Genomic DNA, 13,090 nt, shown 5'->3' on the forward strand with positions numbered 1-13,090 from the left:
TTATTCCAGTCCACTTGAGTGGACTTTGGCTATGAGCCTGGAACTTTAGTTCTAGGCGGGAAGGGCTTCAACATAGAAATTTTGGACTTGTGTATATGCCCGCCGCAGCGCCTTTTAGTAGAGGGAGGCTCTTAGGAAAATTTCTATAGAATTCAAGTTAACCTGTAACCTGTAACCTATCACCTATCACCTGTCATAAACTAAAAATCAAAATAGATGTAAGGTAAACCGCCTTCGGGAGCTAGTAACCAGACAATATAAAAACATAAAGGTACGAAAACCAGCTTGATAGGCCAGTTTAACTCTAGTTTTAATCGACCGTTCACAGCATAGACCAAGGCCATACAAGCCGCTAAAATTCCCAATAACCAAGAGAGTTGATAAGGGCTAATAGTTAAAGCTTCTACATATACTTTTTGGGCGAACTGTGCATCAGCTTTGTGACCCCAAAGGTGCTGAATTGCTAAAGAAGAGTCTTGGAGATTGGGTAAACGAAACCAAATCCAAGAAGTGAAAACCATAAATTGTGTCAATAGCCAAGCGATAAATATACCAATAGGATTTTGCCAGAATTGGGCTAGCTTTTCGTTGCGATCGCTCCAATCATCTGTGATTCGATGTACGGCTAAAGCAATACCGTGGAGAATACCCCACACAAAGAAACCCCAGGCGGAACCGTGCCAAATACCTGCAATTACCATCACCAGGAATAAATTCCAGCAGGTACGTATCAAACCGCGACGAGAACCACCCAAAGGAAAGTAAACATAGTTCCGCAACCAATCACCTAAAGTTATATGCCAGCGTCGCCAAAAATCAGCAATGCTAGTACTAAAGTAAGGAAAATCAAAATTTTCTGGCAAAACTAAACCAAATAGCAATGCTGTACCACGGGCAATATCTACATAGCCATTAAAATCTAAATACAATTGCAAACCATAGGCAAAAGTCGCCAACCACAAATCAGTGCTACCTGCGCGGGGCAAATTCCCAAAACATAAATCAACAAAAATCCCCAAATTATCTGCCAAAAGTCCTTTTTTAATTGCACCTCTAGCAATTAACCATAATGCTTCTGTACCTCTCTCGGCTGTGGGAAATTGCAGTGTATTAAATTGAGTTGCTAAGTTGTGATAGCGGGTAATTGGCCCGGAAATTAGTTTGGCAAAAAAGAGTTTATATGTGGCAAATTTGAGAAAATGGTCAGTAGCCGGAGCGCCGCGATAAACATCGATTAAATAAGCAATACACTCAAAGGTAAAAAATGAAATTCCCAACGGTGCAATAACTTTAAAAGATGTTTCCGTTGAACTTGATTGGATAGGAAAAACTAAGTTTAATATCGGCGAAATATATTTAAATCCTAGAAGTAATAAAACATTTAATACTATACCTAGTGATAACAATTTCAGACGGCGACTATTCCAATCAGCATTGGCATATTGCCATTCTTCATTAGATATGCGCCAATCAAGACTATGGTCTCCCGGCGAAGTATTTTTGCCGATTTCTCTACCTAAGCGAAAGTTAATAAAGGTCAGTGCTAATAACAGTGGGATGTATTGAATACTCCAAGAAGCATAAAAGGCAATACTAGCAATTAATAAAATCCACAATCGCCATTTTTGTTCGGCAACAGTCCAGTAAATGCCTAATATACTCAGCAGAAATATGGCGTAAGAAATTGAAATAAAGTTCATATTTTGGTCATTGGTCAATTGTCAATTGTCATTAGTCATTGGTCATTGGTCATTAGTCATTTGCTATGAAGCAAGAATCTTTAACTCAACATTTACACTGAGCGTTCGCGCAGCGTCTCCGTCAGGAGAAATCGAAGTGTACAGTACTCAGTACTAAGTACTCAGCACTTACTTTGTAGGCCAAGAAATCACCGGGTCGATCGCTAATTTTTTCGAGACTTCGTAAGCACCAAAGCGGTTCAGATGGCTGGGGTCAGAGAAATAGTCATTTTTCCTGGGCCAAAGTTGGCTAAAATCCCGATAAATAAAATTAGGATTTGTTGCTAATCGAATCATATATTGTTGAAATTCCTGCTCGTATTTTTTGCGAATTGGATCTAAATATTCGGCAGTGAGAGGCATATTAATAAATACGAGAGGGATTTGCTGTGCCTGCGTAAACTTCAAAACTTCTTGAAAGGCGGCATCTTGATTGCCTTCGATCTGAAATGATTTGTAGTCATTGTCATAATTACCTGTGACTCTGGGATGTTTTTGATAGTATCGCGCTGGGTTGAAACGCACAGATAAAGGTAAGAAGCCATCAAAATCAACTGATTGCAGTGAAGTTTCATCATCTGAACTTTCAGTAACCGATTCTGTTGATTGATTGTCTTTGGAATTGCGATCGCTAATTAATGGCAAACTATCCAGTTGTTGATGTAACAGAGATTTAAGCTGGTTACGATTTTGATAGGTACTGGAAAAAGCTCCTAAAATTTGATTTAACCCATTATTAATCGCTTGATAGCTAGTAACTTCATCGGTTTTTTTTGTGTTTTTTTGCTTGTCTGGTGATTTTGCTGGATTGTTAGCAGCTTCTTCATTAGCGTCAGTATTCTGGGCTTTTTCCAGGATTTTTTGATAACCGGGGGAAGCCGCGATCGCATTAAAGGTAATATCGTCTCGACCACTGTTAAAAGCGCGAGAACCATCAGCCCACAGAATCACTTTGGGTAATTCTGATACCTCCAGAACTTGACGAATAATAAAATCGACAACTTGGGCTGTTGCACCATTCACCCCAAAGTTGAACACCTCAATATTTGGGTATCCTTGTTTGGCTAAACCTTTGGCTAATGCCGCCGGGTCAACGCCGCGCAAAGCCCGCGAAGAACCAATAATTAAAATATCTGGGGGACTGCCTTTAATGTTTAATTGTTGGCGGTATAAAGCTAGTTGTTCGTCTAATTGCCGCGCATTAAAACTGGGCATTTGTGATCGCGCTGCTAATAAAATTGCCGATGCTGTGGCTTTTTCTTTTAATGGTGCGGCTGTTAAATCTGTCGCCTCTGGATCATCTTCATTCACAGTAAACCCAGAAGCGTTGAAGCCAGAATTTTTCGACCCTGATAATTTCTGCCCAGAGGAATTATTCAATAATTCGATTTTTTCTTTATGTTTGGGTTTGCGTGGGGGCTTTGGTTCGGCATGGGCAGCCGCTACACTAGTAGCCTGTGGTGGAGGTACTGTCCGTGCCACAATTTGACCGCTAATCCAATCGGTTTGTAGTGTCAGCAATAATCCTAATGTTCCCCAAACCAAAGCCACTTTCAGTCCACCTTGTAAATCGGGGTCGGCGGCGCTTGACTGACCAGATTCAGTAAATATTTGTGTACCTAAGAGGAAATTTTTAATTGTCGTGCTGGTACTGACAACCCAATCTCGCGCGACTTCTGTAACAAAATTTTGAACTTCTTCGGAAGTTAAATCAGGGCGAAAAATCGGTTCTTGACCGTCTTTAACTATCAGTTCACCCACATATTCCGAGGTGGCGGCAAACTCTGGGGTGGCTTCGGGTACTAAACGTTGGCGTTGGACAAAATCTGCGCCATGATGCCAAACTGGTTCTTTATTACCAGCCCGACGACCGTAAACCCTCACCCCAGTGATTCCAGGTAACTTTAACTGCCGGACAAACTGGGTAACTTTATTGGCGACTTGTTTGCGGTTGGGACAGACAGGCGCATCACACATAATGTGCAGCAAGTCGCCTTTGTGAAGTAAAAGGACACGTATCCCGCCTGTTTTCAAGCGCCATTCTAAATCGGTATTGAGTAAGCGTTCTAATAAGAAATGCGTAGCTGGTTCATCGCCCCTAGTGGCTAACTCTAAAGCGGAAGTCGCCAAGGCTGGATGTTGTGCCGCAGGTAGGGAAATCCAATCAATCCAAGCTGGTTGCTTTTGGGCAGTTTTTTGACCGTATATGGTCGCGCCAAGAATGCCTTGAGGTGCGATCGCTTCTAGGTGCGATACGATGATATCCAGACATTGAGTTTTATCGGGTGCAGGTGCATCTTCTAGCGGATCAAACGCAGGGGAGCAGAAAAGGTGTAAAGTTGATTCTTTGAGAGATGCTTGGACTGTAACTTTAAATTCTAATAATACTTCTGTTAACAGCCGAGCGATCGCTTGTATATCTCCCCAACGCGCCCATTCTTTCAGCATTACCTCTGGGGGCGTTAAATCTACCCGCAGTACCCAATCATTATTTGTTTCACCACTAACTTGGGCGGTAATGACTGCATCTTGATAGCCCGTCAACTTTAATAGTCGCAGTTTTTGGGCAATGGTTTCGGCTAATAAGGAAGAATCTGGACTATAGACAGATTGACAAAAAACCCAGAGACGATTTGTGGGGGCTTGGGTTTTGTCTTTGGGTTGGTGTGGCTTAATTTTGACTTGAACTCCCACACCCAAAGAACTGAGAGTTTCACTGAGATAATGAGCGATCGCATTCGGGTCGCCGCGACGGGCTAAACTCTCATTTGATATAATTAGCGACCCACCCGGCTGTGATGCTTCCGCGTCTTTGAGGGCTTGTTCTACCTGTTCTAAATGCTTGTCTAATTGATTTAGATGTACCCGATGACACCATTCGGGGCGATTTTCGCCCTTTTTTCGCCCATAAACCAATACTTGGTATATTGAGGGTTGTTCGTTATTGGTTAAGACATCTAAATCTGTTTGCTGGAGTGCGTGAAGCAAATCAGCAAGAGTGCGCCAGCGTAGAGGACACTCTATCGCTTCACAAAGAATGTGTAGGTCATTTCCCCGCAACCGGACTTTCACCCCTAAAGTGTTAATCCCTGTTGCTTGGCTTACCCATTGCACTAATATTTGCTGGCTATCTACTAATAGTTTTTTCATGGGCAGTTAACTTTACAGGAAGCGAGTATTCGGGGGTATTGCCTGCACTTGTAAACTAGAACCATAATGTCTATCACATTTTGCTGTTTTTTTTTAACACTTTTGTTACCTTCTGTGCTTGCAAAATAGGCCAAGATAGTCTTATATCGTTGCAAGTCATACAGATTTTGAGTTTTGCGTTTCATTTTCCTCGTTCGCCAACCACCAAAAATTAGCAATGCCTCCTATCACCTCCCAATCTTCACCCAACCCCGGACTAAATCTGGTTTTGTTTAGCATTCCCCAATCTTTTATCCTCGAAATAGGTACAGCGTCTATACTACTGCTGCTGACAAGCGAAAAGTTCACACTCAAAGCCCTAGAATCTATCGGGCAAGCAAGTGAAGAATTGTTTCGCGGCGATCGCTTACCGATTCTTCCCTTTCCCAGTCACAATGAATTAACCAATAAAAGCTAAAACTTATACTTTAAAAAATAAATCGCTCATAGAAAACAATGAGCGTAAATCACAAAGTTCAAAAATGTAAACAGTAATTGGCTTTACAAGAGAAGCAAATATGAGTTCGCTTTTATACTCTGTGTCACACGCTGCGAATTATTACCCTGCATCAGAATTGTTTTTACGTCGTCGTCTCCAAATCGTTGAAGAATTATGGGAGAACGTCTTGCGGCAAGAATGCGGACAGAAAATGGTAGATTTGTTGGGGCAGTTGCGCGATTTGTGTTCGCCAGAAGGACAAGCCACCAACGACCAAGCATCCGCCGCCGTTAAACTGATTGAACAACTGAATATTAATGAAGCCATTCGGGCAGCAAGGGCTTTTGCGCTTTATTTTCAGCTAATTAACATTATTGAGCAAGAATATGAGCAGAAGCAGCAACTTACCCGCTACTCCGAAATAGACGATCAAATTACCACCACTTCTGACACCATGTCAGAAAGTACCTATTCCTCCAACGATAAAGAAGATGATGCCTTTGTCAACAAAGGTATCGGTTCAGATTTGTTGGCTAAAAGCTGGGTGGGCAAAATGCAAAATAAACAAAAAGGCACTTTTGCCACGCTGTTTCCTTATTTGTATGATTTGAATGTCCCACCCCAACAAATTCAGCGTTTAATTTCCCAGTTAGATGTGCGCTTGGTGTTCACCGCCCACCCCACAGAAATTGTCCGTCACACCATCCGCGATAAACAAAGACAAGTTGTCAATCTCCTGCAACAAATGGACGCAGTGGAAAATCGTGTTGGTGCGTATCCTTGGGAGTCAGGGGAGTTACGCGAAAAGCTACTAGAAGAAATTCGCCTCTGGTGGCGTACCGATGAACTCCACCAATTTAAACCCACAGTGTTAGATGAAGTAGATTACGCCCTGCACTACTTCCAAGAAGTCTTATTTGATGGTATTCCCCAACTGCATAAACGGTTTAAATATGCTTTGGGTAAAACCTTTGATTGGTTAGAACCGCCCCGGAAAAACTTTTGTTCCTTTGGTTCTTGGGTAGGTTCCGATAGAGATGGGAACCCCTCAGTGACACCGGAAATTACCTGGAAAACAGCTTGCTATCAGCGCAAAATGGTGCTGGAACGCTATATTCAGTCAGTCAAAAAGCTGATTGAATTATTAAGCATCTCGATGCACTGGAGTGATGTTTTACCAGATTTACTCGAATCGCTGGAATTAGATCAGTCACAGTTAAGTGATATATATGATGCTTTAGCGTTGCGTTATCGCCAAGAACCTTATCGGTTGAAGTTGTCTTATGTATTGAGACGGTTAGAAAATACCCGCGATCGCAATTTAGCATTATATAAACGGGAAACGCCCAGCAACGAAGATGCACCAATGTATCGTTCTGGGGCAGATTTCTTGGCAGAATTACGACTAATTCAACGTAATTTGAGCGAAACGGGCTTAAGTTGCCGAGAACTGGATAATTTGATTTGTCAAGTCGAAATCTTTGACTTTAACTTGACACAGTTAGATATCCGCCAAGAATCGACCCGCCATTCGGATGCGCTAAATGAAATTTTGGACTATCTGCAAGTTTTACCCCAAGCATACAACGACCTCTCAGAAGAACAGCGCGTGGCTTGGTTAACTTCCGAATTGCAAACCCGCCGCCCCTTAATTCCGGCGGAATTGCCATTTTCCGAAAAAACCAACGATATCATTGAAACCTTCCGAATTTTGCGAACGCTGCAACAAGAGTTTGGTGTTAACATTTGCCAAACTTACATTATTAGTATGTGCCGTCAAGTCAGCGACGTACTAGAAGTTTTACTCTTAGCCAAAGAAGCAAGATTATTTGACCCAGCCATTGCCGTTGGCACAATTCAAGTTGTACCGTTATTTGAAACCGTAGAAGACTTACAGCGTTCCCGCAGCATTATGCGTCAGCTGTTTGAACTTCCCTCGTATCGGGCTTTATTGGCTGGCGGCTACGAAAATATTCAGCAAAGGCTTTCTGATGCTGAAGCAAATCCCCATTCCACAATTACACCCGACTTACAAGAAGTCATGTTGGGATATTCCGACAGTAACAAAGACTCTGGCTTCTTAAGTAGCAACTGGGAAATTCACAAAGCCCAAAAATCATTGCAGAAAATCGCCGAAGAATATGGTGTTGATTTAAGAATTTTCCACGGTCGCGGCGGTTCTGTGGGTAGAGGTGGCGGCCCTGCTTACGAGGCGATTTTGGCACAGCCAGGCCACAGTATTAACGGGCGAATTAAAATTACCGAACAAGGGGAAGTCTTAGCTTCTAAATATTCCTTGGTGGACTTGGCGTTATACAACTTAGAAACCGTCACCACTGCGGTAATTCAAGCCAGTTTGCTGCGGACAGGGTTTGATGATATTGAACCTTGGAACGACATTATGGAAGAACTAGCAGCGCGATCGCGGCAACATTATCGTGCTTTAATCTACGAACAACCAGATTTCATTGACTTTTTCAACCAAGTCACCCCCATTGAAGAAATTAGCCAACTGCAAATCAGTTCTCGCCCCGCACGTCGTCCTTCAGGAAAGAAAGATTTAAGCAGTTTACGGGCGATTCCTTGGGTATTTAGCTGGACACAAACCAGAGTTTTACTACCTTCTTGGTACGGTGTCGGAACAGCTTTGCAAGAGTTTTTGAATGAAGAACCAGAAGAACACCTGAAATTACTCCGCTACTTTTATATGAAGTGGCCGTTCTTCAAAATGGTGATTTCCAAAGCAGAAATGACACTGGCGAAAGTCGATATCCAAATGGCGCGACACTACGTCCAAGAATTATCCAACCCAGAAGACAAAGAACGCTTCGAGGTAGTCTTTGAGCAAATCGCCAGTGAATACTATCTCACAAAAGATTTCGTCCTGAAAATCACTGGTCACACTCGACTGTTAGATGGTGATCCGGTATTGCAGCGTTCAGTACAATTACGTAATGGGACAATTGTACCCCTCGGTTTCATCCAGGTTTCATTACTCAAGCGCCTGCGCCAAGCCAAAAATACTACAGCTACCTCTGGTGTCATTCACTCCCGTTACAGCAAAGGCGAATTACTCCGGGGCGCACTGTTAACCATTAATGGTATTGCTGCGGGAATGCGAAATACTGGCTGATTTGGTTTGGGGAGTCCTTTGTCAATGGTCATTCGTTCTCTAGTGACCATTGACTAGGGAAAAGGGGACAAGGTAGACGAGGTAGAAGACTTCAGACTTCAATTGCGCGATCGCAAGTTATGCAAATTTCTCCAGGAATTGGTACTAGTATCAAAACAATGCCAAGTACCGTCCTTGGTATCCTGATAACAAAACAAAGTGCGATCGCCACTGTATAAATTATCGGTTAAATAGTATACTAGCCCCCGGAATGGATATGTTTTGCGACTTAAACGTTTAGCTACAGCTTGATTGGGGCATTCCACAATAAATACTGGTTTTTTGTTCAAGTGAGCTAAAGAGAATATACACATACGCAAAATCGCTCTTAGCCAACTTTCGGAATTATCAAAATAGTCATCAATAATCCTGTTAGTTAGTGCTTTTTCGAGGGTGCGATCGTTGTTTTGAGAGATGTGAGCCTCAGACATAGCCTCACCTATTCCTATACCGATGGTTCGAGGTTAATCCAAAATTTCTCAAAATGCCAAGGGTCTAGTCCTGGTAAAATCTACCCAGAGCAAAGAAAGAGCAAATAGCCATAACTGCTGAAACTAATCAAGCAAATTCCCCAACTACAGGTGCAGATGCCATTGACCAAGCGATCGCTAAAGGGATAGATTTTGATGGAACGCCCATTCCTAGTGCCAAGCTAGACCTTTATCATCAAGTCATATATTCCCACAGCAACCCTTCATGCGCCGAGATTCGATTTTTTACAAATTATTCCAACAATCTCCAACTTTATTATTTGAACTATTAACAAATCCTCCAGCAAATGCAGGCGAATATAAATTTGACTCAGTAGCTGTCAAAGAACCTAAGTTTGAAATTGATGGAGTATTCTTACCACCAGAAAATGCCAGTCCGGGTATTGTCTATTTCTGTGAGGTGCAGTTTCAAAAAGATGAAAAGCTTTATGAAAGAGTATTTGCAGAATCTTCGCTGTATTTTTACCGCAACCGTGACAGATTTAGTGATTGGCAAGCAGTGATAATTTATCCATCACGTAGTATTGAACAGAGTGATACTCATCCTCACAGAACATTACTCAACGGCAACCAAGTACATAGAGTATATTTGGATGAGTTGGGAGAAATTCGTTCTTTACCTTTGTGGGTAGCGGTAATGGTATTAACTACCCTAGAAGAAGAACAAGCCCCCACAGAAGCTAGGTATTTATTAGCAAGAAGTCGTCAAGAAGCTTCTTCATTAACAAGTCGTGCCATAATTGAAATCATCACGACAATCATGACATATCGGTTTGAGCAACTGAGTCTAAGAGAGGTGGAGTCAATGTTAGACATCACACTGAAGAAAACGAGAGTTTATCAGGAAATTAAAGAAGAAGTTCAAGAAGAAGCACGAGAGCAAGGACGAGAGGAAGGACGAGAGGAAGGACGAGAGGAAGGACGAGAACAAACACGAGAAGCGACAGCGAATATTATTATCAGACAATTAACCAAGCGGTTTGGAGAACTTACCCAAGAGACGCGTTCTATGGTTGCTGGTTTGCCATTGCAAATGTTGGAAGATTTGGGTGAAGCATGGCTCGATTTTACAGGCGTAGCTGATTTACAGGCTTGGTTACGGGCGCGAATTAATTAAATGTACAAAATTTGAGAGTAATTTTACTGTTTGGTGAGCATGGGCGATCGCTTGTTGTACTTTACCAAAGAAGGGCGATCTCATTTTTATTGTCTCACTGTGAGAATACAGCACTTTTGAAGTAATTGAGGTACACCATGAGTAATAAGTAAGTTGTTGACTCATTACTCATTATTCATTACTCATTACTTTTTGCAATCAGTTGCTGTACCTCATAAACATCGAATCTGCTGTATGGAATCATGAGAAAAAACTTCTTCATCATACTGACCAAATTCGTCGCTCCTCTCGCTCTGTCTGTGCAAATATGGCAGAGGCTTGGAGAAACCGGCGATATAAAGCCGCTTTTGCCGCTAAACTCAATGATTGTGAAGCAGAGGCAGCAGAAATTCAAGTTTGGTTAAAGTTTGCTGTGAAATGTCAATATCTTACCGTTGAACAAGGAAGAGAACTCTACGCTCCTTACAATCAAGTCCTTAGTGGGTTAGTCAAGATGATTACCCATGCAGATGATTGGTTACTTGACTAAATTCCCAAACCTCCCACACCCCCCACACTCCCCACACCTCCCACACTCCCCACCCCCAGCCTCAACAGATAATCTTTGTGCATCAGTCCTGGTAAAATCTACCCAGAGCAAAGAAAGAGCAAATAGCCATGACTGCTGAAACAAATCAAGTAAATTCCACAACCAAGGGTGCAGATGCGATTGATGAAGCGATCGCTAAAGGGATAGATTTTGATGGAAGTCCCATTCCTAGTGCCAAGCTAGACCTTTATCATCAAGTCATGGCCTTAGAAGCAAATAGACAGCGTAGTGGCGTTTCTAATACCATGCGATCGCGGATTGTGAGAATCGGTGCTAAACATATTCCCCAAGCAGAACTTGACCAAAAACTCATCGATGCGGGTTTTGCACCCTTAAAGGAAAAAGAAATCGCCTTTTTCTACGGTGGGAAGTAATTAATTCAGGACTTACATACAAAGTTGGTCTGTCAAGAATGGGTGTAGGGATGGGTAAGGCGCACCAAGATTGTCTGTTGAGGCTGGGTGTATGGGTTGGGTTTACAAAGATTGTCTGTTGAGGCTGGGTATAGGAGTGTATGGGTTTTGCTCACCTAAACCCCCCGGTTACTGAGCGCAGCCGTTCGCGGAGCGTCTCGCAGAGAAGTACACCCTCACACCGTTCTCAAACACCCTCACACCCTTACACCCTTTTCAAACAATCCTCTCCCAAACCTTTGATTTTTCGTCATCATGACAGATGTCTCTTTACCCATTAACCTCTGGGAATATGAACAGTTAGCCAAACAGCATCTCTCGCAGATGGCTTTTGATTATTACAGTAGTGGTGCTTGGGATGAAATTACACTACGAGATAACCGCACTGCTTTTGAACGCATAAAATTGCGTCCTCGGATGTTGGTAGATGTGAGCGATCGCAATTTAAGCACCGCTATTTTAGGAAAGCCTTTACAACTACCCATATTAATTGCACCGATGGCGTTTCAGTGTCTAGCCCATCCCCAGGGAGAACTAGCCACAACCTTAGCCGCAGCTACCGCAGGTGTGGGTATGGTCTTGAGTACAATGGCTACCAAAAGCTTAGAAGAAGTGGCGGCGGTAGGTTACAAACATAATGCCTTGCAATGGTTCCAACTGTATATCCATAAAGACCGAGCCTTAACGCGGAATTTAGTAGAAAGAGCTTACGCCGCAGGTTATCAAGCCCTGTGTGTAACTGTGGATGCGCCAATTTTGGGACGACGAGAGCGAGATGTGCGGAACACCTTTAGCTTACCCCCTGGATTGCAATTGGCGAATATTACCAATATTTCCGGGTTGAATATTCCCCAAGAATCAGCAGAATCTGGATTGTTTACTTATTTTGCCCAGCAATTAAACCCGGCTGTAACCTGGCATGACTTGGAATGGTTGCAGTCCTTATCGCCACTACCTTTGGTACTCAAAGGTATTTTACGCGCTGATGATGCGATGCGAGCAGTTGAGCATGGAGCCAAAGCAATTGTAGTTTCTAATCATGGTGGCAGACAACTCGATGGTGCGATCGCCTCTTTAGATGCACTGGCGGAAATAGTTGCTGCTGTAGATAATCAAGCCGAAGTGCTAGTAGATGGCGGGATTCGTCGTGGTACAGACATCCTCAAAGCCTTGGCTTTAGGCGCAAAAGCTGTTCTCATCGGTCGCCCCGTACTCTGGGGATTAGCTGTAGCAGGACAAGTTGGCGTATCCCATATCATCTCCCTGCTACAAGATGAATTAAGTGTAGCGATGGCTCTGAGTGGCTGCACATCCATACAAGATATTGACCCTAGTTTAGTCACTTTCAAACACTAACCCGCAAAATTACTTGCAGAGAAGTTGATGGATATGCTATATTAGGAAAGTTGCACCCAAGGGCGGGTGGCGAAACTGGTAGACGCACCACACTCAAAATGTGGCGACCTTGCGGTCATAGGAGTTCGATTCTCCTCCTGCCCATTATTAAAACTATTTTGTTACCTTTAGCAAAGAATAATCCAAAACTCTTAGTTTTACGTTTATTATCAACAAGGGTGTTTAAATGATTTTGTTTAGCATTCATAAGTGAGTTATACCATTTTGGATTTTGGATTGGGTAAGGGTTGATCGGTAAGCTTTTGAGCCATCCATCTGTCGCAATCATTTTTTAATTTGGTGTTAGTATTTTTCTCTCTCCGTAATAAAAAGAGGGATCAAAACGGAGTCCAACTATACCCTGATTACTGCTTAGTTTATCTCTGCAATGACAAAGTAAGTGATGGTTGGTATCGCTTTGGCGTGAAGGACATACAGCACTTGCGTCTGTTATGAGGTACAATAAATTAAAATATAAATACCTCTAAATGAAGTCATACTCTGTCGATCTTCGAGAAAAAATAGTTGCAGCACATCTTCAAAAAA

At 42.6% G+C, this 13,090-nt stretch carries 10 protein-coding genes, 1 tRNA gene and 1 pseudogene; 8 read left to right on the top strand and 4 right to left on the bottom strand.

The genetic code is table 11. The features are described 5' to 3' along the window. Positions 1-200: 200 nt before the first annotated feature. Entirely contained in the window at positions 201-1,700 is a 1,500-nt protein-coding gene (locus tag H6G79_RS32495; RefSeq protein ID WP_190594670.1) for an MBOAT family protein, read from the bottom strand. A 168-nt stretch (positions 1,701-1,868) separates the two neighbouring features. Beyond that, a complete protein-coding gene (locus H6G79_RS32500; protein ID WP_190594662.1) occupies positions 1,869-4,889 on the bottom strand; it encodes a DUF1574 family protein in 3,021 nt (1,006 codons plus the stop codon). Between the two features lie 217 nt (positions 4,890-5,106). Here H6G79_RS32500 and H6G79_RS32505 point away from each other — a divergent pair, with 217 nt between their 5' ends. After that, positions 5,107-5,346, top strand: a complete 240-nt coding sequence (locus H6G79_RS32505) for a hypothetical protein (RefSeq protein WP_190594663.1) — start codon at positions 5,107-5,109, stop codon at positions 5,344-5,346. A gap of 100 nt (positions 5,347-5,446) precedes the next feature. Further along, entirely contained in the window at positions 5,447-8,500 is a 3,054-nt protein-coding gene (gene ppc, locus H6G79_RS32510) for a phosphoenolpyruvate carboxylase (RefSeq protein WP_190594664.1), read from the top strand. Positions 8,501-8,598: 98 nt separating this feature from the next. On the opposite strand, the gene H6G79_RS32515 is transcribed toward ppc, so the two are convergent. Continuing rightward, entirely contained in the window at positions 8,599-8,970 is a 372-nt protein-coding gene (locus H6G79_RS32515; protein WP_190594665.1) for a hypothetical protein, read from the bottom strand. Positions 8,971-9,080: 110 nt separating this feature from the next. On the opposite strand from H6G79_RS32515, the pseudogene H6G79_RS37080 reads away from it, so the two are divergent. The 6 genes and pseudogenes from H6G79_RS37080 to H6G79_RS32545 all read left to right on the top strand — a co-directional run. Next, a pseudogene (locus H6G79_RS37080) lies at positions 9,081-9,230 on the top strand (DUF4090 family protein); the annotation flags it as partial. A 5-nt stretch (positions 9,231-9,235) separates the two neighbouring features. Further along, positions 9,236-10,147, top strand: coding sequence for an Rpn family recombination-promoting nuclease/putative transposase (locus H6G79_RS32525; protein WP_190594666.1), 912 nt, complete (start codon positions 9,236-9,238; stop codon positions 10,145-10,147). Between the two features lie 214 nt (positions 10,148-10,361). Then, a complete protein-coding gene (locus H6G79_RS32530) occupies positions 10,362-10,676 on the top strand; it encodes a four helix bundle protein (RefSeq protein WP_313934710.1) in 315 nt (104 codons plus the stop codon). A 128-nt stretch (positions 10,677-10,804) separates the two neighbouring features. Continuing rightward, the gene (locus H6G79_RS32535; RefSeq protein WP_190594667.1) at positions 10,805-11,110 is read left to right on the top strand and encodes a DUF4090 family protein; all 306 of its coding nucleotides are present in this window, start codon (positions 10,805-10,807) and stop codon (positions 11,108-11,110) included. A gap of 294 nt (positions 11,111-11,404) precedes the next feature. Continuing rightward, complete coding sequence (locus H6G79_RS32540; RefSeq protein WP_190594668.1) at positions 11,405-12,505, top strand: alpha-hydroxy acid oxidase; 1,101 nt, start codon at positions 11,405-11,407, stop codon at positions 12,503-12,505. 60 nt (positions 12,506-12,565) lie between these two features. Beyond that, a tRNA-Leu gene (locus H6G79_RS32545) sits at positions 12,566-12,649 on the top strand. On the opposite strand, the gene H6G79_RS32550 is transcribed toward H6G79_RS32545, so the two are convergent. Then, complete coding sequence (locus H6G79_RS32550; RefSeq protein ID WP_190594669.1) at positions 12,621-12,833, bottom strand: hypothetical protein; 213 nt, start codon at positions 12,831-12,833, stop codon at positions 12,621-12,623. The two genes, H6G79_RS32545 and H6G79_RS32550, sit on opposite strands and share 29 nt — an antisense overlap. Between the last annotated feature and the right edge of the window lie 257 nt (positions 12,834-13,090).

The sequence above is a fragment of the Anabaena sp. FACHB-83 genome, assembly GCF_014697485.1.
Lineage (GTDB): Bacteria > Cyanobacteriota > Cyanobacteriia > Cyanobacteriales > Nostocaceae > Nostoc_B.

Coding starts and splice junctions, on each gene's coding strand:
- H6G79_RS32550 (WP_190594669.1), bottom strand. CDS start 12,833: ATGATTGCGACAGATGGATGGCTCAAAAGCTTACCGATCAACCCTTAC.
- H6G79_RS32495 (WP_190594670.1), bottom strand. CDS start 1,700: ATGAACTTTATTTCAATTTCTTACGCCATATTTCTGCTGAGTATATTA.
- H6G79_RS32505 (WP_190594663.1), top strand. CDS start 5,107: ATGCCTCCTATCACCTCCCAATCTTCACCCAACCCCGGACTAAATCTG.
- H6G79_RS32535 (WP_190594667.1), top strand. CDS start 10,805: ATGACTGCTGAAACAAATCAAGTAAATTCCACAACCAAGGGTGCAGAT.
- H6G79_RS32540 (WP_190594668.1), top strand. CDS start 11,405: ATGACAGATGTCTCTTTACCCATTAACCTCTGGGAATATGAACAGTTA.
- ppc (WP_190594664.1), top strand. CDS start 5,447: ATGAGTTCGCTTTTATACTCTGTGTCACACGCTGCGAATTATTACCCT.
- H6G79_RS32500 (WP_190594662.1), bottom strand. CDS start 4,889: ATGAAAAAACTATTAGTAGATAGCCAGCAAATATTAGTGCAATGGGTA.
- H6G79_RS32515 (WP_190594665.1), bottom strand. CDS start 8,970: ATGTCTGAGGCTCACATCTCTCAAAACAACGATCGCACCCTCGAAAAA.
- H6G79_RS32525 (WP_190594666.1), top strand. CDS start 9,236: ATGCGCCGAGATTCGATTTTTTACAAATTATTCCAACAATCTCCAACT.